Annotated in this window: 22 protein-coding genes, 1 tRNA gene and 2 riboswitches; of the genes, 17 read left to right on the top strand and 6 right to left on the bottom strand. The window is 69.4% G+C overall.

The window, feature by feature from the left end:
- Nucleotides 1–38 precede the first annotated feature (38 nt).
- A complete protein-coding gene (locus ACNTMW_RS10310; protein ID WP_426633213.1) occupies nucleotides 39–320 on the top strand; it encodes a cell division protein CrgA in 282 nt (93 codons plus the stop codon).
- A gap of 275 nt (nucleotides 321–595) precedes the next feature.
- A complete protein-coding gene (locus ACNTMW_RS10305) occupies nucleotides 596–2,788 on the top strand; it encodes a (Fe-S)-binding protein (protein WP_426633212.1) in 2,193 nt (730 codons plus the stop codon).
- A gap of 68 nt (nucleotides 2,789–2,856) precedes the next feature.
- On the opposite strand, the gene ACNTMW_RS10300 is transcribed toward ACNTMW_RS10305, so the two are convergent.
- The gene (locus ACNTMW_RS10300) at nucleotides 2,857–3,075 is read right to left on the bottom strand and encodes a hypothetical protein (protein ID WP_426633463.1); all 219 of its coding nucleotides are present in this window, start codon (nucleotides 3,073–3,075) and stop codon (nucleotides 2,857–2,859) included.
- A gap of 29 nt (nucleotides 3,076–3,104) precedes the next feature.
- Here ACNTMW_RS10300 and ACNTMW_RS10295 point away from each other — a divergent pair, with 29 nt between their 5' ends.
- The 8 genes from ACNTMW_RS10295 (at nucleotide 3,105) to ACNTMW_RS10260 (ending at nucleotide 10,487) form a co-directional block, all read left to right on the top strand.
- The gene (locus tag ACNTMW_RS10295) at nucleotides 3,105–4,451 is read left to right on the top strand and encodes a hemolysin family protein (RefSeq protein ID WP_426633437.1); all 1,347 of its coding nucleotides are present in this window, start codon (nucleotides 3,105–3,107) and stop codon (nucleotides 4,449–4,451) included.
- A complete protein-coding gene (locus tag ACNTMW_RS10290; RefSeq protein WP_426633211.1) occupies nucleotides 4,444–5,472 on the top strand; it encodes a hemolysin family protein in 1,029 nt (342 codons plus the stop codon). Before ACNTMW_RS10295 ends, ACNTMW_RS10290 begins: the two co-directional genes overlap by 8 nt.
- A gap of 253 nt (nucleotides 5,473–5,725) precedes the next feature.
- Nucleotides 5,726–5,865: riboswitch (cyclic di-AMP (ydaO/yuaA leader) on the top strand.
- Nucleotides 5,866–5,876: 11 nt separating this feature from the next.
- Nucleotides 5,877–6,875, top strand: a complete 999-nt coding sequence (locus ACNTMW_RS10285; protein WP_426633210.1) for a C40 family peptidase — start codon at nucleotides 5,877–5,879, stop codon at nucleotides 6,873–6,875.
- 407 nt (nucleotides 6,876–7,282) lie between these two features.
- Nucleotides 7,283–7,420, top strand: a riboswitch (cyclic di-AMP (ydaO/yuaA leader).
- A 57-nt stretch (nucleotides 7,421–7,477) separates the two neighbouring features.
- Nucleotides 7,478–8,455, top strand: coding sequence for a C40 family peptidase (locus tag ACNTMW_RS10280; RefSeq protein ID WP_426633209.1), 978 nt, complete (start codon nucleotides 7,478–7,480; stop codon nucleotides 8,453–8,455).
- Nucleotides 8,456–8,576: 121 nt separating this feature from the next.
- Nucleotides 8,577–9,068 (top strand): pyridoxamine 5'-phosphate oxidase family protein, encoded by a 492-nt coding sequence (locus ACNTMW_RS10275; protein ID WP_426633208.1) that lies wholly within the window; start codon nucleotides 8,577–8,579, stop codon nucleotides 9,066–9,068.
- A 37-nt stretch (nucleotides 9,069–9,105) separates the two neighbouring features.
- Nucleotides 9,106–9,179, top strand: a tRNA-Gly gene (locus ACNTMW_RS10270).
- Between the two features lie 418 nt (nucleotides 9,180–9,597).
- Nucleotides 9,598–9,825: a TM2 domain-containing protein gene (locus ACNTMW_RS10265; protein ID WP_426633436.1), complete on the top strand. Its 228-nt coding sequence runs from the start codon at nucleotides 9,598–9,600 to the stop codon at nucleotides 9,823–9,825.
- Nucleotides 9,826–10,136: 311 nt separating this feature from the next.
- On the top strand, nucleotides 10,137–10,487 hold the full coding sequence (locus ACNTMW_RS10260; RefSeq protein WP_426633207.1) for an STAS domain-containing protein: 351 nt from the start codon (nucleotides 10,137–10,139) through the stop codon (nucleotides 10,485–10,487).
- Nucleotides 10,488–10,631: 144 nt separating this feature from the next.
- Here the strand turns inward: ACNTMW_RS10260 and ACNTMW_RS10255 are convergent, their stop codons facing one another.
- Nucleotides 10,632–11,081 (bottom strand): MarR family winged helix-turn-helix transcriptional regulator, encoded by a 450-nt coding sequence (locus ACNTMW_RS10255; protein WP_426633206.1) that lies wholly within the window; start codon nucleotides 11,079–11,081, stop codon nucleotides 10,632–10,634.
- A 123-nt stretch (nucleotides 11,082–11,204) separates the two neighbouring features.
- Here ACNTMW_RS10255 and ACNTMW_RS10250 point away from each other — a divergent pair, with 123 nt between their 5' ends.
- The 3 genes from ACNTMW_RS10250 to ACNTMW_RS10240 all read left to right on the top strand — a co-directional run bounded on the left by ACNTMW_RS10250 (nucleotide 11,205) and on the right by ACNTMW_RS10240 (nucleotide 14,729).
- Nucleotides 11,205–12,428, top strand: a complete 1,224-nt coding sequence (locus tag ACNTMW_RS10250; RefSeq protein WP_426633205.1) for an MFS transporter — start codon at nucleotides 11,205–11,207, stop codon at nucleotides 12,426–12,428.
- A gap of 487 nt (nucleotides 12,429–12,915) precedes the next feature.
- Nucleotides 12,916–13,491 carry a septal ring lytic transglycosylase RlpA family protein gene (locus tag ACNTMW_RS10245; protein WP_426633204.1) on the top strand — a complete coding sequence of 192 codons (576 nt, stop codon included), beginning with the start codon at nucleotides 12,916–12,918 and terminating at the stop codon, nucleotides 13,489–13,491.
- 80 nt (nucleotides 13,492–13,571) lie between these two features.
- The gene (locus tag ACNTMW_RS10240; RefSeq protein WP_426633203.1) at nucleotides 13,572–14,729 is read left to right on the top strand and encodes a PP2C family protein-serine/threonine phosphatase; all 1,158 of its coding nucleotides are present in this window, start codon (nucleotides 13,572–13,574) and stop codon (nucleotides 14,727–14,729) included.
- 101 nt (nucleotides 14,730–14,830) lie between these two features.
- On the opposite strand, the gene ACNTMW_RS10235 is transcribed toward ACNTMW_RS10240, so the two are convergent.
- On the bottom strand, nucleotides 14,831–14,968 hold the full coding sequence (locus ACNTMW_RS10235; RefSeq protein ID WP_426633202.1) for a hypothetical protein: 138 nt from the start codon (nucleotides 14,966–14,968) through the stop codon (nucleotides 14,831–14,833).
- Nucleotides 14,969–15,312: 344 nt separating this feature from the next.
- Between ACNTMW_RS10235 and ACNTMW_RS10230 the strand changes: the two genes are divergently transcribed.
- Entirely contained in the window at nucleotides 15,313–17,169 is a 1,857-nt protein-coding gene (locus ACNTMW_RS10230; protein WP_426633201.1) for an acyl-CoA dehydrogenase, read from the top strand.
- Between the two features lie 128 nt (nucleotides 17,170–17,297).
- Here ACNTMW_RS10230 and ACNTMW_RS10225 read toward each other — a convergent pair whose 3' ends face one another.
- Entirely contained in the window at nucleotides 17,298–17,795 is a 498-nt protein-coding gene (locus ACNTMW_RS10225) for a SixA phosphatase family protein (protein WP_426633200.1), read from the bottom strand.
- A 99-nt stretch (nucleotides 17,796–17,894) separates the two neighbouring features.
- On the opposite strand from ACNTMW_RS10225, the gene ACNTMW_RS10220 reads away from it, so the two are divergent.
- A complete protein-coding gene (locus tag ACNTMW_RS10220) occupies nucleotides 17,895–18,203 on the top strand; it encodes a DUF6458 family protein (protein WP_426633199.1) in 309 nt (102 codons plus the stop codon).
- A gap of 145 nt (nucleotides 18,204–18,348) precedes the next feature.
- Here the strand turns inward: ACNTMW_RS10220 and trhA are convergent, their stop codons facing one another.
- A complete protein-coding gene (gene trhA, locus ACNTMW_RS10215; RefSeq protein WP_426633198.1) occupies nucleotides 18,349–19,026 on the bottom strand; it encodes a PAQR family membrane homeostasis protein TrhA in 678 nt (225 codons plus the stop codon).
- Nucleotides 19,027–19,093: 67 nt separating this feature from the next.
- On the opposite strand from trhA, the gene ACNTMW_RS10210 reads away from it, so the two are divergent.
- Nucleotides 19,094–19,693 carry a 5-oxoprolinase subunit B family protein gene (locus ACNTMW_RS10210; RefSeq protein WP_426633197.1) on the top strand — a complete coding sequence of 200 codons (600 nt, stop codon included), beginning with the start codon at nucleotides 19,094–19,096 and terminating at the stop codon, nucleotides 19,691–19,693.
- Nucleotides 19,594–20,532: a 5-oxoprolinase subunit C family protein gene (locus ACNTMW_RS10205; RefSeq protein WP_426633435.1), complete on the top strand. Its 939-nt coding sequence runs from the start codon at nucleotides 19,594–19,596 to the stop codon at nucleotides 20,530–20,532. The genes ACNTMW_RS10210 and ACNTMW_RS10205 overlap by 100 nt, the downstream gene beginning before the upstream one ends.
- Before the next feature lie 7 nt (nucleotides 20,533–20,539).
- On the opposite strand, the gene ACNTMW_RS10200 is transcribed toward ACNTMW_RS10205, so the two are convergent.
- On the bottom strand, nucleotides 20,540–22,393 hold the full coding sequence (locus tag ACNTMW_RS10200) for an NHL domain-containing thioredoxin family protein (protein WP_426633434.1): 1,854 nt from the start codon (nucleotides 22,391–22,393) through the stop codon (nucleotides 20,540–20,542).
- Nucleotides 22,394–22,420: the final 27 nt, after the last annotated feature.

Genomic DNA, 22,420 nt, shown 5'->3' with positions numbered 1-22,420 from the left:
CGTACTGTTTCCGAGACGATCGTTCTCAGGAGAGCGCCGTGCCGAAGTCCCAAGTACGTAAGAAGAAGGTCTACACGCCGCCGGTCGAGCTGCGGCCGCAGCCAACGGCTGCGACGAAGCGGCCGAGTCCGGTGTGGGTGCCGGCCACCGCGGTGGCGCTGCTCGTGCTGGGCATCGCGTGGATGGTCGTGTTCTACCTGACGCAGGGGTTCGTCGACACCCCGGCGCTGCTGTTCCTGGCCAACATCGGCTACTGGAACTTCGCCATCGGCTTCGGTGCGATGATCGGTGCGCTGATCCTGCTGTCGAAGTGGCGCTGACCGGCGGAGCGGCGCCGGCCGTCGGGGTCACGCCCCCCGTTGACATGATGCCGTCCGGCAGCCTCAGGCTGCCGGACGGTCTTACACCGGTGTAGTTCTCCACAGCCTCGTCCACACTATGTGGATTGAAGAAAAGGGCAGACCACCCAAATGCCACGTCAAGGCATACTGGGTGGTCTAGTTTGTATGACGTCTGTGGCGCCTGTCATGTTACTTGGTGGTAACTGACGGGCTAGGCTCCGACGTCAAGGCCACGTTCTCAGGAGGACCCCCGGATGGGACCCGTACAGATCGTCTCGACGATCATCGCGGCGGTGGTGACGATCGCTGCGGTCGTCCTCGCGGTCCGCACGGTCGGCCAGATGGTCCGCGTGATCAGGGTCGGTCAGCCCGACCCGGAGCGCTTCGACCGCAAAGGTCAGCGCACGGCGACGATGCTCAAGGAGATCGTCGGCCACACCCGCATGCTGAAGTGGACCGTGGTCGGTGTCTCGCACTGGTTCGTCATGGTCAGCTTCATCATCCTGTCGACGCTGGTCCTGGGCGCCTACTTCGAGGTCGTCGACCCCAAGCTCGACCTGCCGATCATCGGCGGCTGGTCGGTCTACGGCTTCGTCACCGAGTGGATCGGCGTGCTCGGCTTCATCGGCATCCTGGTGCTGATGGCGATCCGGCTGCGTAACCTGCCGACCCGCACAGGGGGCCGGTCCCGCTTCACCGGATCGACCATGTGGCAGGCCTACTACGTCGAGTACACGATCGTCGGCGTGCTGGTCTGCGGCTTCCTGATCCGTGGCTTCAAGGCGGCGGCCGGCGACCTGCCCTACCCGACCTGGGTCGCCCCGGTCTCGCACGCCATCGGCGCCGCGTTCAGCGGGATGTCCGAATCGGGCGCGCACACCGCCGCGACCATCGTCGCTCTGGTCAAGATCTGCATCAGCATGGCGTGGCTGATCACGATCTCGCTCAACATCACCATGGGCGTGGCCTGGCACCGGTTCTCCGCCTTCTTCAACATCTTCTTCAAGCGCACCGCCAGTGAGAAGCCCGCGCTCGGTGCCTTGCGGCCGATGATGAGCGAGGGCAAGCCACTCGACTTCGAAGAGGCCGACCCGGAGTCCGACCAGTTCGGCGTGGCCCAGGTAGAGCAGTTCACCTGGAAGGGCCTGCTCGACTTCACCACCTGCACCGAGTGCGGCCGCTGCCAGTCGCAGTGCCCCGCGTGGAACACCGGCAAGCCGCTGTCGCCGAAGCTGCTCGTCCTGAGCCTGCGCGACCACGCGTACGCCAAGGCGCCTTACCTGCTCGCTGGCGGCGGCAAGGACCTGACCGGCGAGGAGAAGGCCACCCAGGAGCAGTTGGCCAAGGTCAACGTGCTCGCGCTCGCCGAGGCCGAGCGCCCGTTGATCGGCACCGAGGCCGAGGGCGGCATCATCGACCCCGACGTGCTGTGGTCGTGCACCACCTGCGGCGCCTGCGTCGAGCAGTGCCCGGTCGACATCGAGCACGTCGACCACATCGTCGACATGCGCCGCTACCAGGTGATGATCGAGTCCAACTTCCCCAGCGAGGCCGGCGTGATGCTGCGCAACCTGGAGAACAAGGGCAACCCGTGGGGCGCCGCGCCCAACACCCGCAGTGACTGGACCAAGGGCCTCGGCTTCGAGGTTCCCAAGGTCGGCGAGGTCGAGGACTTCGAGTACCTGTTCTGGGTCGGCTGCGCCGGCGCATTCGAGGACCGGGCGAAGAAGACCACCCGAGCCGTCGCCACGCTGCTGCACGAGGCGGGCGTGAACTTCGCGATCCTCGGCGAGGGCGAGACGTGTACGGGTGACCCGGCGCGCCGCATCGGTAACGAGTTCGTCTTCCAGATGCTCGCCCAGCAGAACGTCGAGACGATGAACGAGGCCGGCGTCAAGAAGATCGTCGCCACCTGCCCGCACTGCTTCAACACCTTGGCCAACGAGTATGGCCAGCTCGGCGGGAAGTTCGAGGTCGTGCACCACACCCAGCTGCTGGCCCACCTGGTCGAGACCGGCAAGCTGACCCCGGTGCAGCCGGTGGACGGCGGCGTCACCTACCACGACCCGTGCTACCTCGGCCGTCACAACCGCGTGTTCGAGCCGCCGCGCGAGGTGCTGGAGGCGGCGATCGGTGCGGGCGGCAACGGTGCCGGTACCGCTCCGAAGGGCGTCACCGAGATGGAGCGGTTCGCTGAGCGCTCGTTCTGCTGCGGCGCCGGTGGCGCCCGCATGTGGATGGAGGAGCGCATCGGTAAGCGCATCAATATCGAGCGCGTCGAGGAAGCCGTCGCCACCGGTGCGCAGACCGTGGCGGTCGGCTGCCCGTTCTGCCTGACCATGCTCGGCGACGGGGTGACCGCCAAGAAGTCGGTCGGCGAGGCGAGCACCGACGTCGAGGTCGTCGATGTGGCGACCGTCCTGCTGCGCTCGATCAAGTCCGAGTAGAAGCCGGCACGCTGCCGGCGTGACCGGCGTGCTCCCCAGGAGGGCCCCCGCTCACCGCGCCCACGCGGTCAGCGGGGGCCCTCCTGGTGAGGGGTCTTCTCGTGAAACCCGGGGGCTTTCTCGCGAAGCCGCACCGTGAACGGCCGCACCGTGAACGGCCGCACCGTGAACGGCCGCACCGTGAACGGCCGCACCGTGAACGGCCGCACCGTGAACGGCCGCACCGTGAACGGCCGCACCGGACGGCTGACCCCTCGCGCATGTGCGCACACGCGGATCAGACGCATGGAACAATTGGGTCCGAGGTGAGGGGATCATCGACAGCACACTACTGACGACGCTGCTGCCACTTCTGGCGTTCGTACTGCTCACCGTGGCCAACGCGGCTTTCGTCGCGGCGGAGTTCTCCCTGGTGACCGTCGATCGGGCGCAGATCGACCGGGATGCCGAAGCCGGTGACCGCGTCGCGCGTACCGTCCGGCACGCTCTGCACGAGCTGTCGTTCCAGCTCTCGGGCACCCAGCTCGGCATCACCCTGGCCGCACTGCTCACCGGTTACCTGGCCGAGCCGGCCCTGGCGCACCTGCTCGCGCCCCTGGTGCACCCCATCGCGGGTACCGCGACGACCGGCGTCACGCACGTGCTCGCGCTCGTGATCGCCACCCTGTTCTCGATGCTGTTCGGTGAGCTCGTGCCCAAGAACGCCGCGCTGGCCCGGCCGATGCCGATCGCGCGGGCGACGGCCGGGCCGCTGCGCGTGTTCTCCCGGCTGCTCTCCTGGATGATCACCGCGCTCAACGAGTCGGCCAACTGGATCGTGCGCCGGCTGGGCGTGGAGCCGCAGGAGGAGCTGGCGAGCGCCCGCTCCCCGGAGGAGCTGGGCCTGCTCGCCGTCATCTCGGCGCGGGCCGGTGCCCTGCCGCCGGAGACGGCGGTGCTGCTGCGCCGCACGATCCGGTTCGGCGACAAGCGGGCCGCCGAGGCGATGACCCCCCGGGTGGACGTGGAGGCGCTGCGCGCCGACGCCACCGTCGCGGATCTCCTCGCCGCGGCGCGTGAGACCGGGCACAGCAGGTTCCCGGTGTACGAGCAGACCCTCGACACGGTCACCGGGGTCGCCACGGTCAAGGACGCGCTGGGCGTACCCCCGGTGCGGAGGGCGACCACGAAGGTGGCCGCGGTGGCCCGCGAGCCGGTCTACGTGCCGGAGAGCCTGGACCTGGACGGGGTGCTGCACGTCCTGCGCAACAGTGCCGCGGACATGGCGATCGTGGTCGACGAGTACGGCGGTACCGACGGCGTGGTGACCGTGGAGGATCTGGTCGAGGAGCTCGTCGGCGAGATCGCCGACGAGCACGACGTGGCGCCGCCGGAGGAGTCCACGACGTACGAGCTGATTCTCCCGGACGCCAACGGTGCGCCCGGTCACGAGTGGCTGGTCGATGGGCTGCTGCGTGAGGACGAACTGGCGGAGCGGACCGGGTTCCGGCTCCCCGAGGGGCCGTACGAGACGCTCGCGGGCTTCCTGATGTCGCGGCTGGGGCACATTCCGGTCGTGGGGGAGAGCGTGCACGAGGACGGGTGGGAGTTCACCGTCGTGGAGGTCGACCGGCGCCGGGTCGAGCAGGTACGCGTCGCGCGTGCGGAGGCCGTCGATGCCTAAGCTGCTCGTCACGGTCCTGCTGTTGCTGGGCAACGCGTTCTTCGTGGGTGCGGAGTTCGCGCTGATCGCGTCCCGGCGTACCGCGATCGAGCCGCTCGCGGCTACCTCGCGGGCGGCCCGGCTGGCGCTGCGGGCGATGAACGAGATCCCGCTGATGATCGCCGGCTCCCAGCTCGGCATCACGATCTGTTCGCTCGCGCTGGGTGCGATCGCCGAGCCGGCGCTGGCGCACCTCCTGAGCGCCCCGCTGACCGCCGTCGGCCTGCACGACCTCGCGCATCCGGCGGGGTTCGTGCTGGCCCTCGTGGTCGTGGTGTTCGCGCACACCGTGATCGGCGAGATGGTGCCCAAGAACCTCACCCTCGCCGGACCGGAGCGGGCCGTCCTCTGGCTGGGCCCGCCGATGTACGCGTTCTGCGTCGCCACCAAGCCGGTGCTGGTGGCGATGCGGTGGGCGTCGCGGCTGATCCTGCGGCTGTGGCACATCGAGGCCACCGACGCGGTCAAGACCGTGTTCACGGCCGAGGAGCTGGCGGGACTGGTCGGCCAGGCGCGTACGGAGGGGCTGCTCGAGCCGGAGGAGCACGCGCGCCTCACCGGTGCGCTCGCGTTGAGCGAACGCGTCGCGTCCGACGCGCTGCGGCCGTGGTCGCGGGTCACGACGGTCGCCGAGGACGTCTCGCCGGCGGCGCTGGAGGTGCTCGCGACGCGTACCCGCCGGTCCCGCTTCCCGGTGGTGGACCGGACCAGCCGGCGCGTGCTCGGCTTCGTGCACGTCAAGGACGTCCTGGGCATCGTGGGGCCGCAGCGGCGCGCGCCGATGCCGGCGGAGCTGATCCGGCCGCTCGCTGTCGTGTCCTCCGATCGGACCCTGGCCGAGCTGCTCCTGGCGATGCGGCGCGAGCGGCGTCACATCGCGCTGGTCAGTGACGGCCGCCGGCCGCTGGGCATCGTGACCCTCGACGACGTACTGAACGCGGTGGTCGGCGAACCCGTTCCGACATCGAGCCCGGCCACCTGACGAATTGACGTAGGTGACGGCGACGAATTGGCCGGCGACTACCCGGGAAATCGTTTCCGATTACATGGACCGGCCGGTCCCGTTACCCATCCGGGCGCCCGGGAACCCGTGTGCCGTAGGCGTTCTCCGCAACTGTCGGTATCGACGTGCGCGCGGTACGAAATGGGTTGAATCATGGCTTGCCCGCGGTACGTGACCTTCACTACGCTCGCGTAGCGTCCGGCCGTACCGAGGTCGTCTCCCCCCACGACCGCGGCGGACACCGCCGAATCGTGCAAACGAGCCGGGGAACCGTGTTTCCCTCGGGGTGAATCCGTGGTCTCCTCGCCACGGTAGGGCCTGCTCCCAGTCCGGACCCGACAGCTAACCCGGCAGGCGGCCAGGGAAGAAGGAGTCGGACTCCCGTGGCACCCAATCGTGTGCTCACCGCGCTTCACACCGTCGCCTTCACCGCCATCGCAGGCGTCACGGCCCTTCTCGTCGCGATCGCTCCGGCGCACGCCGATCCGGCGCCGGCCCCCGGCGACATCGAGGCGCAGATCGAGCAGAAGTGGAACACCCTCGAGCCCACCATCGAGCAGTACAACGCCGTTCACGGCCAACTCACCGCGAACAAGGCCAAGGCCGACCAGTTGCAGGCGCAGTTGCAGCCCCTCCAGTTGCAGGTCGACATGGCGATGTCGACGGTCAGCAACCTCGCTGCCAGCGTCTACAAGGGCGGGCGCGGGTCGACCGTCAACGCCATCCTGAGCACCAACTCGCCCACGGCGCTCGCCGAGCAGTTGACGCTGCTGGACATGGTCGCGCGTAGTCAGCGCGACCAGATCAGCACGGTGGCTGCCGCGCGCGACAAGTTCGCCGCCGACAAGACGTCCCTCGACAATCTGATCGCACAGCAGGCGAAGCAGGACGCCGACCTCGCGGCGAAGAAGAAGCAGATCGAGGAGCAGCTCAGCCAGTTGCAGCGGATGCGCCAGCAGGCGTACGGGAGCAGCGGCTCCACCGGCGTGCTGAAGCCGACCGCCTGCCCGGTGGAGTTCACCGGTGGCCCGGGCGGGACCGCCGCGCAGAAGGCGTGCGGCCTGATCGGCAAGCCGTACTACTGGGGAGCAGCGGGCCCCAACGGTTACGACTGTTCCGGCCTGACGATGGTCGCCTGGCAGGCGGCCGGCGTCCGGCTGGACCACCTGGCCAGCGCCCAGCGGAGGAAGTCGACGGCGATCACCCGGGACCAGTTGCGCACCGGTGACCTGATCTTCTTCGGCTCCGACAACCACCATGTCGGTATCTACGTGGGCGGCGGCTGGATGGTTCACGCACCACACACCGGTGACTACGTCCGGATGGCGCAACTGACCGGGTACTACGCCAACAACGTGTCGGGGTACGGCCGCCCGGCCTGAGTTCCCGATCACAGAGAGCGCCGGCGATCGATTGATTGCCGGCGCTCTTTCGGCGTGTCACCCTTACGGTGAGCAGTGAAACGGTCACCATTCACCGACAACAGGCGTCCAGTTTGGGTGACATTCCGCACGTCCGATGGATTTGCGGGCAGCAAGATTCACATCCTCTGCCAGTTGCGCAATGGTTAGCCGGTGTGGCGATTTACACACCACCGTCCGTAGATGGCTAAGATCCGCTCTGTATCGCCGATGAGGACGCCGGAGCCGCGAAACGGCAGGTCAGAAGGGCTGTTTTGGGAATCCATGGCCGTCCCTGCCCACGGCCCAATCCTGGACTTGCCACAACCCTTGACGCGCCATAGCGTGATTGCTCGTCGGGCGGGAGTCCGTACCCAAAGCGGGTGCGCCGCGCGACACCGCTCAATCGTCTCATCGACGAGCCGGGGACCCAATCGTGTCCCGGGGTGAATCCGCTGCGTCAGCGGTAGGGCGAACTTCCCGCCCGAACCCGTCAGCTAACCCGGTAAGCGGTCATGGAAGTAAGGAGCCGGACTCCGGTGGAATTGCATACGATGCGGCCTTCCGGGTCGCGTCTGAAACCCGTGCGTACTGTCTTCGGTGGCGTCGGGGCGGTCTGCGCCGGACTGGTCATCGCGCTGGGCCTGTCGACCAGCGCCCACGCCGCGCCCGCCGATCCTGCCGCCATCGAGGCGCAGATCAACGAGGCATGGAACAAACTCGAACCCGTGCTGGAGCAGCACAACGGCGTCAAGGTCCAGCTCGCGGACAACCAGGCCAAGGTCGCGCAGCTCGAGGAGCAGATCAGGCCCCTGCGGCTGCAGGTGGACGTCGCGATGAGCCGGGTCGGTTCGATCTCCGAGCGCGCTTACAAGAGCGGCCAGGCGTCGGCGCTGAGTGCACTGCTCACCAGTAGCCAGCCGACCAACCTCGCCGACCAGCTCGCTCTGCTGGACGCCATGGCCAAGAACGAGCGGGACCGGGTCGCCGACGTGGCTCGGATGAAGGAACAGTACGACACGCAGAAGAAGCCGCTCGACGATCTGGTCAAGAAGCTGACGGTCCAGGAGAAGCAGCTCGCCGACCAGGAGAAGCAGCTCAACGACCAGATCGCGCAGTTCAACAAGATGCGCCTGGAGGCCTACGGCACCAACGCCCCGCAGGGCAACCTGCGCCCGGCGCCGTGCCCGGTCTTCCTGGACGGCAGCCCCGGCTCCAAGGCCGCCCAGATCGCTTGTAGCAAGATCGGAACCGCGTACATCTTCGGCGCCGAGGGTCCGAAGAACTTCGACTGCTCCGGCCTTACGAAGTGGGCCTGGGCGCAGGCGACCGGCGGCCGGGTCAACCTGTACCACTACACGGTGACCCAGTTCCAGACGACCAAGCGGGTCAGTCGTGACCAGTTGCGCACCGGTGACCTGATCTTCTGGTTCTCTGACATGCACCACATGGGCATGTACGTCGGTGACGGCTGGGCGCTGCACGCACCGCAGTCCGGTGACGTGGTCCGGATGGTCCGCATGGACGCGATGCCGATCTCCGGCCTCGGCCGACCGGGCTGATCCTCACTGTCTTCGGAATCGGGGTGGCGGGTTTTCCGCCGCCCCGATTTTCGTTGCCGCGTCGGTCACCCGTTCGCGCAATCGGCAGCGATCTCGTACATGTGTTCGATAAACTGTACCCATGGCTTCCTGGTCCGAGTTTGCCGCCGTCGAGCCCCAGCTCGCGGCGTCGATCCATGCGCTGGTCCATCAGTACGGGCCCGGCCTGGGCTACCTCGCGACCATCCGGCCGGACGGGGGTCCGCGGTTGCACCCGGTCTCGCCGTTCATCACCCGGGACGGCCTGTACTGCTTCGTCATCGACTCGCCCAAGCGCCGCGACCTGGAACGTGACGGGCGGTACGCGCTGCACTCGTTCCCGCCCGAGACCACCGACGACGAGGCGTACGTGTCGGGCATGGCACACCTGATCACCGACCCGGCGCGGGTCGAGCGGTACGCGATCGAGATGCGCGCCGAGCCCCTGGCCGACTGGCGGCTGTTCGAGTTCACCGTCGACGTGGCCATGATCGTGCGGCACCGCCAGTCCCCGAGCCCGGTCGACCAGTTCGCCCGCGCATACCGCCAGGTCTGGCGTGATCCACGCCCAACCCTGCGGTGCGAGGTGCGCTGAGGCGGCCGGGTCGGCTAGAGTAGGTTCCGCTCCACTCGCGGGTGTAGTTCAATGGCAGAACATCAGCTTCCCAAGCTGACAGTGCGGGTTCGATTCCCGTCACCCGCTCCACAGACAATCGCCCTGGTCAGGACCATGATCCCGACCGGGGCGTTTGGCTATTCGCGTTGTCAGATGGGCCGTCGGGCCATTAACCCACCGTGGTGAGCGCTTCGGCGGCACCGTCGTCCGGGTGTCCGGTCGGCCCGGTGCACGGCACGATCCTGGCGGTGGTCGACCAGCCCGCCTCGATCGGCGCGCTGCCGCGGAGGTACGCCGGGAGATGGCCGCGATGCCCGCGCTCGAGCAGGTCTCCGCCGGCTCCGGAACCTGGTGAGGTGACCGTGCCTCGGCGATGCCCAGCACCGGCCCGGGGAGCATTACAGGTGCAGAAGGGGTAAAACTGGAGATATCGGAATATAGCCGGGCAAAAGTTCGTATTGTGCTGGCCATGACTGACTTCTTCCCCGGTGGTACTCCCGCCCCCGCCATGCCGACCTCGGACAAGTCAAAGGTCGTGGCCGGTATTCTCCAGATTCTGCTGGGCTCGTTCGGCGCCGGCCGCTTCTACACCGGTCACATCGGCCTGGCGATCGGGCAGATCGCGGTGACCTGGCTCACCTGCGGCTTCGGCTACCTGTGGCCGCTGATCGACGGGATTCTGATTCTCGTCAAGGGTGGCACCGACGCACAGGGACGGCCGCTGCGCGAGAACTGAGCGGGCTGCGGCGGGCGACCGTCCTCGCCGTCCGTGCGTACGGACACCCCGGTGGGTTGGCCCCGCCGGGGTGTCCCGCGTTTCATGCCCGGTCCATGCATCCGGCCGCGCGGTCGGATGCCGCCCACCGGACCGCGGTCCTGGCCACCACCGACCGACCGTGCGGTCGCTGCCACTCACCGAACGCGGCCCTGCGGTCGCTACCGACCACGGGCGGGTGACATGCCGATGGTGGGTCCGCGCCCAGACCTTCCTGGTAGGTGACCTCCGCCATATGATCAGGTCCAGGTCGCTGTAAGGGGGAGGTAGGGGTGGTGCAACTTGAGTCTTCCGTTGAGCGAACGGGTGACCGGGTGACGGTCGCCCTTGCGGGCGAGGCCGACCTGGCGACCATCGGCCAGCTCCGCGACGCGCTCTTCGGCGCGGTCGCGCAGCGCCCCGGCCGGGTCGTCGTGGACCTTCGCGGCCTGCTCTTCATCGACTCGATGAGCATCAGCGCACTGATCGCCGCCCGCCGGGCCGCGTTCGAGCACGGCACCGAGTTCGTCGTCGCCAATCCGCGCGGACAGGTACTCAAGGTTTTCGTGGTCTCGGGTGTGCTGGACGCGCTCACCGGCGGCGAGGCTTCCGGGGACGAGGCCGGCACCGCGCTGGGGGCCTAGCGCGCCGATGCCCTCCAGTCCTGGCTGATCGAGGACGACTATCACGGACCCCACACCGCGCTGCGAGGCCAACCCCCGATCAACCGGGTGTCACCAACTTCATGATCCAGTACAGCTGGACGCCGAGTTCACCGGCCACCCCGGTCATCGCTGAGCGGCCATGCCCTGGATGACGTCGGCGAGTTCGGCCAGTTCCGGGGCCTCCCTGGCGTGGCTGAGCGCCCGCTCGAGGCTCGCATCGTGCACCGGACGCGCCTCCTCCAGGAGTTCCCGTCCGGCTGCGGTCAGCTCGGTGTAGATCCCACGGCGGTCGTCAGCGCAGAGGACCCTGGTGAGGAGCCCGCGATCCTCCAACCGGTTCACCAACCGCGTGGTCGCGCTCGGGCTCAGCGCGGCGGCGCGGCTGAGCTGCTGCATCCGCATGTGCCAGCCGTGCTGCCGGCTCAGCGCATCCAACACGGTGTACTCGACCACGGAGAGGGACACGGCCGTGCCGAGGGCCCGCTCGAGTTCGGACTCCACGAGTCCGTGCAGCGCGGCCAGCCGCCGCCAGCCCTGAGCCCGGATCTCCACGGCGTCGTCGCTGATGCCCATTCCGATCCCTCCACTTGGAGTAGTTGCACACGCACTGTACTGTCGGCTGCAACGAAAAAGCCAGCGCGTGCAAATACCAGCTTACGCAAGTGCTCGCGCTGGTGGAACGTAGAGAGGAAAGCTATGCCACTCGGATTGCTCGCCCTCGCCGCGGGCGGGTTCGGCATCGGGCTCACGGAGTTCGTGATCATGGGGCTGCTGCCGAACGTGGCCGCCGACTTCGGCGTCACGGAGGCCGTCGCCGGTTGGCTGATCACCGGCTACGCGCTCAGCGTCATGGTCGGCGCCCTCGGGCTGACCGCGGCCACGACCCGGCTCCCGCGCAAGCAGGTGCTGCTCGGACTCCTCACGCTCTTCATCGTCGGCAACCTGCTGTCCGCCACTGCTGGCAGCTACGAGGTCATGTTGCTCGGCCGGGTGGTCGCCGCTCTCTGTCACGGCGCGTTCTTCGGGATCGGCGCCGTCGTCGCCTCGGGGCTGGTCGCCCCGTCGCGGAAGGCCGCGGCAGTCGCCCTGATGTTCACGGGTCTCACGGCCGCGAACGTTCTGGGCGTTCCGTTCGGGACTCTGCTCGGCCAGCAGTTGGGCTGGCGTTCCACCTTCTGGGCGATCACCGGGATCGGCGTAGTGGCCTTCGCCGGGGTCACGTTCCTGGTCAACCCGCGCGAGGACGGCGCCCCCCGGTCGACCCTCCGCAGGGAGCTCGCCGCATTCAGGTCCGGCCAGGTCTGGCTGTCCATCGCCGTGACGGTGCTCGGGTACGGCGGCATGTTCGGGGCGTTCACCTACATCGCGTATACGCTCACGAGCGTCGCGGGTTTCTCTTCCGCGACCGTCCCCTGGCTGCTCGTCGTGTTCGGAATCGGGCTCTTCGTGGGCAACGTGCTGGGCGGCCGCTTCGCCGACCGGTCTGTCGACGGGACTCTCCTCGGCGTTCTCGCCGGCCTGACCGTTGTGCTGGTGTTCTTCGCACTCACGGCGCACAGCCAGTTGGCGACCTACGCGTCCCTGGTCCTGATGGGAGCCTTCGGGTTCGCGACGGTGCCCGGACTGCAGACCCGGGTCATGCACTTCGCACCCGGAGCCCCCACGCTCGCCTCCGGTGCGAACATCGCTGCGTTCAACCTCGGGAACGCCCTCGGCGCCTGGGTCGGCGGCCTCACCATCAGCGCGGGACTCGGCTACACGTCGCCCATCTGGGCGGGGGCGATGATCACCCTGACCGCGTTGTTCGTCATGGGGGTGGCCGCGCACTTGGCGCGACCCGGCCACCGTGCGGCGACCGTGAGTTTCGTGACCGGCGCCCCCGCGACGGCATCTGTCGTGGACGCCGCGTCCACCCGCTGACGTCCGCGGTGAACGAGGTCCTCCAGCCCCGTTTCCCGATGGGACGGCGCCACAGCGAACGTGGCGCCCCCCCCGGAAAGGACCTAGCTGGAGAACCCTGTCCCGTTGTTCAGTGGTCTCCTGCTAGGCGCCTCCGGTCGCGCGGCGGTGGCGCGGCGGGGCTGGATGCCATCCCGGCCACGGGCTGTCCACCATGGATGGACGAGCAGCATTGCGTGACAGTGTGAGTACCGGCGGTTATGTAGTCGAAATCTTAAGTTTGTCTTTGGTTATGAGGGCGGACCTCGACCATTCGGTTGGACATCAGACGACAATTCGTCCGTAAATGGCGTAGGCGTTTGACACCTCACCGCGGGTGCTGGTTACGGTCGCTTGGCCCCGTCGTCGACCGGAAGGCAGGACCTTGGCCGGTAAGCACGCCAGTTGGCGGATCCCGCGACCGTCCCGAAGGTCTCTTCCTCTCCTCGCCGGTACGGCGGTCGCGGCGGTGATCACCGGCACCACGGTCGCCGCGCTCGGGCTGAACCCGGTCGCGCACACCGCTGACGCCGCACTCCCGACGGCCGCCCCGTCCGACCGCACGCAGGCCCGCGCCGACCGCGGCGAGCAGCGCGCCGAGCCGAGCGTCGAGGCGACCCCGTCGGCCGTACCGTCGGCGGCGCCGACCAGCGCATCGCCGTCGCCATCGCTGTCACCGACAGCGAAGCCCACCCCGAAGCCGACGAAGAGCGCCACCCAGGCGCCGAAGCCACCGTCCGGCGGCGGCTCCGTGGTGAGCAGCGGCTCGTGCCAGGCGTCGTTCTACACCGACGAGGGCAGCCGCACGGCCAACGGCGAGACCTTCCACACCGCCGATTTCACCGCCGCCCACAAGACGCTGCCGTTCAACACGAGGGTTCGGGTCACCAACGTCACGAACGGCAAGTCGGTGGTGGTCCGGATCAACGACCGCGGTCCGTTTGTGTCCGGCCGGTGCCTGGACCTCACGCCGGCGGCGTTCAACACCATCTCGAGTACGAGCGCAGGAGTCGCGACCGTATCGTTCGAGGTCCTCCAGGGCTGAGGGTACGAACGTATTACTCTCCCTCGCGCCAGTCGTTACTTCGGCCGAATGTTTGATCGGTCGCGCGGTCCGCGGATGGCATGCTGATGGCCGTGGCGAGAAAGCCGCGTGCGTCGGGCGGGCGCCTGACCAACCGCGAGATGGTCTCCGTTAGCCGCGTCGGGCTCGGCGCGGCCTTCGCGCTGATCGCGTCGGTCGTCATGATGGAGCTGCTCTGCGGCGCGCAGGCCCGCCATATCGGTGTGCTGACGGCTGCGCCGGTCCTCGCCGCCGCGTTCGTGTCCTGGCGGCAGGTGCTGGCGGTGGGCGCGGTGTCCACCACGGTCGCCACCCTGGTCGCACTGCCGAACGGCGCCGACAACGAGAAGCTGGTCGCCAGCTTCGTCAACATCATCTTCATCGTCCTGGGCACCGCGGTCGCCGCCGTCCTGGGTGTCTACCGACAGCGGCAGGCCGAGCGCTTCATCGAGCTGTCCAAGCTCGCGTCGGCCGCGCAGGGCGCGGTGCTACGGCCGCTCGGCCCGCAACTCGGTCAGCTGTCGATCGCCGCGCGCTACATCTCGGCGAGCGCGGCCGCCGACATCGGTGGCGACCTGTACGAGGCGGTGGACACGCCGTACGGGGTACGCATGATCATCGGTGACGTACGCGGCAAGGGGCTGGACGCGGTACGCCTGGCGAGCATCGTCCTCGGATCGTACCGGCACGTCGCGTACGAGCGGGCGGACCTCCGCGCGGTCGTCGCCGACCTGGACAAGGCCGTCGCCCGCAACGTGGGCGACGAGGACTTCGTGACCGCCGCGCTCGTGGAGGAGCGCGGCGGGACACTGACGATTGTCAACTGCGGCCACCCGCCGCCGCTGCTGCTGCGCCGCGGTGAGGTCATCGAGCTGACCCCGCCGGCACCCGCACCGCCGCTGGGCTTCATGCCGGTGGTCCGACCCCGGGTGGAGCGCCTGGAGCCGGGTGACCGGCTGCTGTTCTACACCGACGGTCTGGCCGAGGCGCGCCGGGACGGCGAGTTCTTCCCGACCGCCGGCCGGGCCTGGCGGCTGCTGGGGCACGGTACGGTCGCCGATGGGCTGGCGTCGCTGGAGAGCGCACTCGTCGAGTGGGTGCGGGGTCGGCTCGACGACGACATCGCGTTGGTGCTGATGGAGTACGCGGGCGCGCACGACGCCACCGACCCGGTGCCGCGGTGGGAGATCGGCGGCGCCAGCTCGCCGGCGCTCACCTGATCGGATCCGCGACCCTTTACCCGGGTGCCGGATCCGCGTCCGACCTCAGGTGTCGGGCTGGCAACCGGTCTCCGGCGTGGGCCGCTCCCGGGTCCCGGTGCTCACCTGGTCGGAGTCGGTTCCGTCGGCTGGTGGGCGGCGGGCCGGTCGGTCCGCGGGGCGCGGTGGCGGCCGGTGTACTGGCGCCCCGGCTTCGGCGCCAACAGCGTGTCGAGCGTGTCCATCCACTTCACGAGCATGACGGGCCCCTTAGGTGCGGGCGTGGAGCGCGCCCGCGTTCGCCGTGACGGGTGTCACTCCGTCCAACGAGACGGATGCGAAGTGGGTGACGGTTTGTCCGGCGTGGTGGCTTGCGATCTTGCTGCAACTAGTCCCCATTTCGGACCAAGAGTGCATCGCGCTACTGGTTAGCTCTGTTTTCCCAGCTCATGCCCGATCCATGCTGTGATGGCGGTCACCGCCGCAGTTGCCTTGTCGCAAGTTACTGCTCGGTAATACAGTGGCTGTTACTGACTGGTAACCCCGGCCAGCAACCATTGTCACGACCGACCCGCCGCCGCGCGACACGGGAGAGACCAGCGAGATGAGCCACTACAAGAGCAACCTGCGAGACCTCGAGTTCAACCTGTTCGAGGTCTTCGGCGCCGACAAGGTGCTGGGCACCGGCCCGTATGCCGACCTCGACGTCGACACCGCGCGCAGCATCCTCGCGGAGGTCGACCGGCTCGCACGCGATGATCTCGGCGCCAGCTACACCGACGCCGACCGCAACCCGCCCGTCTTCGACCCGGCGACGCACACCGCGCCGCTGCCGGAGTCGTTCAAGAAGTCGTACCAGGCGTTCATGGACTCCGAGTTCTGGCGGCTGGACCTGCCGGCCGAGCTGGGTGGCACCAACGCGCCGCGCCTCTTCTGGTGGTCGCTGGCCGAGCTGGTGCTCGGCGCCAACGCTCCGATCTGGATGTACGCCTCGGGTCCGTCGTTCGCGAACGTGCTGTACCGCGAGGGCACCGAGCAGCAGAAGCGGTGGGCCAAGCTCTTCATCGAGAAGCAGTGGGGCTCCACGATGGTGCTGACCGAGCCCGACGCCGGCTCCGACGTCGGCGCCGGTCGTACCCGGGCGATCCCGCAGCCGGACGGCTCGTGGCACATCGAGGGTGTCAAGCGCTTCATCACCAGTGGTGAGCACGACCTGACCGACAACATCGTCCACTACGTGCTGGCCCGCCCGGTCGGCGTGGAGGGCGTCGGCGGTCCCGGCACCAAGGGCCTGTCGCTGTTCGTCGTGCCGAAGTTCCATTTTGACGAGGAGACCGGCGAGCTCGGCGAGCGCAACGGCGCCTTCGTCACCAACGTCGAGCACAAGATGGGCCTGAAGGTCTCCAACACCTGCGAGGTGACCTTCGGTGAGCACGGCGTGCCGGCGAAGGGCTGGCTGCTCGGCGACGTGCACGACGGCATCCGCCAGATGTTCCTGATCATCGAGTACGCCCGGATGATGGTCGGCACGAAGGCGATCGCCACGCTGTCGACGGGCTACCTGAACGCGCTCGACTACGCCAAGAACCGCGTCCAGGGCGCCGATCTGATCAACAACTCGAAGGCCGCCCCGCGGGTGACCATCACCCACCACCCGGACGTGCGCCGCAGCCTGATGCTGCAGAAGGCGTACGCCGAGGGTCTGCGCGCGCTGGTCGCCTACACCGCCTCGTGGCAGGACAAGTCCCGGCTGGCCGAGGCGGCCGGCGACGAGAAGGGCGTGCGGAAGGCGGAGCGGGTCAACGACCTGCTGCTGCCGCTGGTCAAGGGGTGCGGTTCGGAGCGGGCGTACGAGCTGCTCGGTCACGAGTCGCTGCAGACCTTCGGTGGCTCCGGCTTCCTGCAGGACTACCCGCTCGAGCAGTACGTGCGCGACTCGAAGATCGACACCCTGTACGAGGGGACGACCGCGATCCAGAGCCTCGACCTGGTGTTCCGCAAGATCGTGCGGGACCAGGGCAAGGCGCTGATGACGGTTGCCGCCGAGATCCAGGAGTTCGTGGCGTCCGACACCGGCAACGGCCAGCTCAAGGAGGAGCGCGCGGCGCTGGCCACCGCCCTCGAGGACGTGCAGGGCATGCTCGGCACCTTCATGGGCTGGCTGGGCGCCGCGCAGGGTGGTGACGCCCGCGAGCTGTACAAGGTCGGCCTGAGCAGCCGTCGGGTCCTGCTCGCCCTCGGCGACGTGGTGGTCGCCTGGCTGCTCCAGCGCCAGGCCGCCGTGGCGCTGGCCGCGCTCACCCGCGACGGTGTGTCGGCCAGTGACAAGGCCTTCTACGAGGGCAAAGTCGCCTCGGCCCGGTTCTTCGCCCGCGAGGTCCTGCCGCGGCTGGGCAGCGACCGCAAGATCATCGAATCGACCACCCTCGACATCATGGACCTGCCCGAGGAAGCTTTCTGACGCAGTTCCCCGCCGAACCGGCCGGTGACGAGTCCGCTCGTCACCGGCCGGTTCGTTTGTGTACCGGTCGGTGACGAGTGGCCCGGTCGGCCCATGCGTGGCCGGTTCGTCCCGAGCGCCGGGAGGGCTCAGGCCCGGGCGGTGTGCACCGCCGTACGCGGTGCGCCACCCGCCGTGAGTTCGCCCCAGACTCCCGGTACCCGGTGCACGGCGATCCCGCTGGTGTGCAGCTCGGCGTCGGGGCCGGGATCCAGCAGCGACGCCAGCATTGACAGGGTCGGGTTGTGCCCGATCACGAGCAGCGTCCTGACCTCCGGCCCGGTGGCGGCGACCAGGTCGAGGAGTTCCTGCCCGGTGGCCGCGTCGTAGAGGACCGGTTCGTAGCCGACGGTGGTGTGGGTCGCCGTGGTGCCGAGCGCGGGCGCCACCCCGTGCCAGGTCTCGCGGGTCCGGCGGGCCGGCGAGCACAGCACGACCTCGGGGAGCAGGTGCTGCTCGGCGAGCCATGCGCCGGCGGCCGCGGCGTCGGCCTGTCCCCGCGAGCTGAGCGCGCGCTGTAGATCGGGTACGTCCACCGGGTGGGCAGCCTTGGCGTGTCTGAGCAGTACCAGCGTTCGATCGGTCATCGTCAGAGCCTGCCTGATTGAGGTTCGTGAGTACTGGGTACATCCCTGGTGGCAGTCACCGAACGACAGCCGGTCAAACGGTGACAAAGGAGGCTACCAATGGGTATCGGCGGGAGCATCTTCCTCATCGCCGTCGGCGCGATCATCGCGTTCGGGGTCCGTGACCAGAACCTCGGCCCCTTCGACCTGACCGTCATCGGTTGGGTCCTCATGCTGGCCGGCCTCGCCGGTCTGTTGATCACACTGTGGGTGTGGAACTCCCGTCGGCGGCGGGTCGTCGCGGTGTCGTCGACCGCGGTGCCGCCGGCGCAGCGCGTCGAGCGGGAGCGGGTCGTCCAGACGCCGCCGCAGGGCGAGGTCGTCACGGACGACGGCTGGACGCAGCGGTCGTCCGAGCGCCGCTACTGACCACCCGGCCCGACTGTCGGACGCCAGGATCTCGCCACCGACCGAGATCGTCACAACTTTCCGGAAGTTGTGGTCTCGACCCCCTCGGAGGCCACAACAGGTCGGAAGTTGTGACGATCTTGTGTGCTCCGGCGTCGAGCGACGGTCAGGCGTACAGGGCGAAGTAGATCGCGATGTGGTGGCAGATCGCGGCGACCAGCGTGCAGGCGTGGAAGAACTCGTGGTGGCCGAAGACCGTCGGCCACGGGTTCGGTCGCCGCAGCGCGTAGAAGACCGCGCCGACGCTGTACGCGGCGCCGCCGGCGATCAGCAGGACCAGTGCGGTCACCCCGCCCTGGCGCAGGATGTCGGGGAGCACGGCGAGGGCGACCCAGCCGAGCGCGAGATACAGGGGCGCGGACAGCCAGCGCCGCGCGTTCGGGTACACCATCTTCATGACCACGCCGGCCACCGCGCCGCCCCACACGACGGCGAGGATGACCGTCGCCAGTCTGGCTCGAAGGAGCAGGACGCAGAACGGCGTGTAGGTACCGGCGATGAAGATGAAGATCATCGAGTGGTCGAGGCGCCGCATGATCTGGTAGCCGCGTTCGGACCACACCCGCCGGTGGTACAGGGCGCTGGTGGTGAACAGGGCGACGACCGTGATGCTGTAGACGAGGCAGCTGATCAACGGTGCCAGTCCGGGACGGGTGGCGGCCAGCGAGCAGAGCACGAGGCCGCAGACGACCGCGACACCGGCGGCGTACGCGTGCAGCCAACCGCGCATCCGTGGCTTGCCGATGTCGACCGGCCGCAGTCGGGAAGCGGTTTTCGTGGTCATTCCCAAAGGTTACGGTACCGTAGGTTACTTGGTCCTCGTGAGCTGGACCACGCAAGATTTCGTTGTGGTGAACATGCGGTCGGTCGGTGCCCACGCGCTGTTGATCGAAGTGGACGATCCGCTGGCCTGGCACGCCGAACTGGTCCGGCGCCGGAACCGCGGCGAGCTGACGGCCCGCGACATCGTCCCCGGCGCCCGGACCGTACTGGTTGACGGCGTACCCGATCCCGCGGCACTCATGCCGAGCCTGCGCGGCTGGCTTCCGACTGCCGGTACCTACCGCCGGTCGGACCGCCTGATCGAGATCCCGGTGACCTTCGACGGGCCCGACCTCGCCACGGTCGCCGGTCACTGGGGCTGCGACGGCGACGACGTCGTCGGCCGGCTGTGCGCCACCGAGTTCCGGGTGGCGTTCAGTGGCTTCGCGCCCGGCTTCGCGTACCTGACCGGGCTGCCGCCGGAGCTGGCGGTGCCCCGGCTGGACACCCCACGTACCCGTGTGCCGGCCGGCTCGGTCGGCCTGGCCGGACCGTACGCCGGGATCTACCCGACCGCGTCGCCCGGCGGCTGGCTGCTGGTCGGGCGTACCGGGGCGCGCCTGTTCGACGTGGACGCCCGGCCTCCGGCCCTGCTCGTACCCGGCGCCCGGGTCAGGTTCACGGCGTGATCACCGTGCTGCGGGCCGGCCCGCTGACGACGATCCAGGACCTCGGCCGGCCCGGCTGGGCGCACCTCGGAGTGCCGGTGTCGGGTGCCCTGGACACTCCGGCGCTGCGCCTGGCCAACCGGCTCATCGGCAACCCCGACGGTGCGGCCGGGCTGGAGATCACCGCCGCCGGCTGCGCGTTGCGGCTGGCACGGGCCACGACGGTCGCCCTGACCGGCGCCGACGCCGCGCTCACCGTCGCCGGCCGGCCGGCCCCGGTCGGCGCCGCCGTGCCGGTGCCCGCGGGCGCCGCCGTCGAGGTCGGCCCGGCCCGGTACGGGGTGCGCTCGTACCTCGCGGTCGCCGGTGGCGTCGACGTACCGGCGGTCCTGGGCAGCCGCAGCACGGACACCCTGTCCGGACTCGGGCCACGGCCGTTGCGCGACGGCGACGAGCTGCCGCTCGGCGAGCCGGCCGGGGACCCTGCCCCGGTGGACTTCGTACCGGTCTCCGTGCCGCGCGGCGATCTGGTGCTGCGGGTCCGGCTCGGCCCCCGCGACGACTGGTTCACCGACCCGACCGAACTGTTCCGGCACGGGTACACGATCGATGTGAACAGCAACCGGGTCGGCGCCCGGCTCACCGGGCGGGGTCTGACCCGCGCGGTCGCCGGTGAGCTGCCCAGCGAGGGGATCGTGCTCGGCGCGGTGCAGGTGCCGGCGAACGGCCAGCCGCTGGTGTTCCTCGCCGACCACCCGACCACCGGCGGGTACCCGGTGGTCGGGGTAGTCGACGACGCCGACCTGCCCCTGCTGGCGCAGGCCAGGCCGGGGGATCGGGTCCGGTTCCGGCTCGCCTGACCCGGGCTCAGCCGTTGTCGAGGCCGCGCAGGACCAGCGGCAGCCGGGTCGCGCCGCCCGCGACGATCCGCACCGGTACACCCCAGTCCTGGCGCGTCAGGTGGCAGGCGGCGTGCGCGACGTCGGCGTCGCAGGTGGCGGCCTGGGCGACCACCTGGAGCACGCCGGCGGGTACGGAGTCGGAGATGACCAGCCGCCGGCGCAGGTCGGTGCCCTCGCCGACCCCCTCGACCAGCAGGTCGGGCGGGGACGCCGACACCACCAGGCGGGTCGGCGGCCCGAACGAGTCGTCCAGCTTCTGCCCGGGCGCCGGTGAGAACACCACGTCGAGGACGAGTTCGCCGGGCGCCAGGTCGGTGACCGGCCGCTCGGTACGCTGCCGCGCCCCCGCGACGTCGCCGACGACCGCGTCCGGGGCGATCCGGACCAGGCGGTGCGCGGCCGACTCGACCACGAACACCTCGCCTCCGGCCGTGGCGACCAGGTCGCTCGGCTCGGCCAGGCCGGTCGCCACCGTGGTCACCTGACCGGTGGCCGGGTCGTAGCGGCGGACCGCGCCGTTGTAGGTGTCGGCGACCAGGACGGTGCCGTCGGCGAGGGCGAGCACGCCGAGCGGGTGCTGCAGCAGCGCCTCGGCCGCCGGACCGTCGACGTGACCGAAGTCGAACAGCCCCTGCCCGACCGCCGTGTGCAGCTCGCCGCCGCTCTCGCCGTCGGCTTCCACCCAGCGCAGCGCGCTCGACTCGCTGTCGGCGACCCACAGCTTCGTGCCGTCCGGCGACGTCGACAGCCCCGACGGCTGCGCCATCCACACCTCGTGCAGCGGCCCGTCGCGCAGCGCCTCCACGGTCGTACCGGCGTACCCGCCCGCCGTCCGGGTCACCGGGTCGAACCACCACAGCTGGTGGATGCCGGCCATGGCGATGACGACCTTGCCGTCGAAGTACGCCACGTCCCACGGCGACGACAGGTCGACCGCGAGGGAGTCGTGGGTACCGAAGTCGACCGTGCCGCGCCACTGCCGGCCGCTGCCCGCGACGGTCGACACCTCGCCGGTGTCCAGGCGTACCCCGCGCAGCAGGTGGTTGACGGTGTCGGCCACGACGACGTCGTAGCCGGCCAGCTCGGCCACCCGTGGGGGCAGCACGCACACGCCGCCGGGCTCGGAGAACTGCGCGACGGTCGGCTTGCCGTCGGCGCGGCCCCGGGTGCCGGTGCCGATGCGGCGCAGTACCGTCTCCCCGTCCGCCGCCAGCTCCACGAGGGAGTGGTTGGCCGAGTCGGCGACCAGCAGCGTCCCGCCGTCGAGCACCGCCGCCTTGCCGGGGAAGCGCAGCGCCGTGGGTGGTTCATCGGTGGGTACGGTGAAAGCTCCGCCCCGGCGCAGCGTCCCCTTCGCCCCGTGCTCGGCGATCAGCTCGTCCAGCAGCCGCGACAGCCCCTCGGCGTGCCCCTCGCCGGCCATCGATCCGACGACGTACCCCTCCGGGTCGATCAGGGTCAGCGTCGGCCAGGCCTTCGCCGCGTACTCCTGCCACATCCGCAGCGTCGGGTCGTCGAGGACCGGGTGGGCCACGCCGTACCGCTCGACGGCGGCGGCGAGGGCCGCCGGGTCCTTCTCGTGCTCGAACTTCGGCGAGTGCACACCGATGGTGACGAGCACGTCGGCGTACTTCTCCTCGACCGGACGCAGCTCGTCAAGGACATGGAGACAATTGATGCAGCAAAATGTCCAGAAATCGAGCAGGACCAGCTTTCCGCGCAGGTCGGCCAGGGTCAACGTGGTGCCGCCGGTGTTCAGCCAGGCGCGGCCACGTAGCTCGGGGGCGCGTACGCGAGGGGTGCGGAGGTGCTCGGTCATGCCGCCCAGTCTGCCTTGCGTGCCGCG

The sequence above is a fragment of the Planosporangium spinosum genome (genome assembly GCF_049999945.1).
GTDB lineage: Bacteria > Actinomycetota > Actinomycetes > Mycobacteriales > Micromonosporaceae > Planosporangium > Planosporangium spinosum.
Note: the sequence above shows the minus strand (reverse complement) of the source record. Positions and strands in the feature narration are given on the sequence as shown.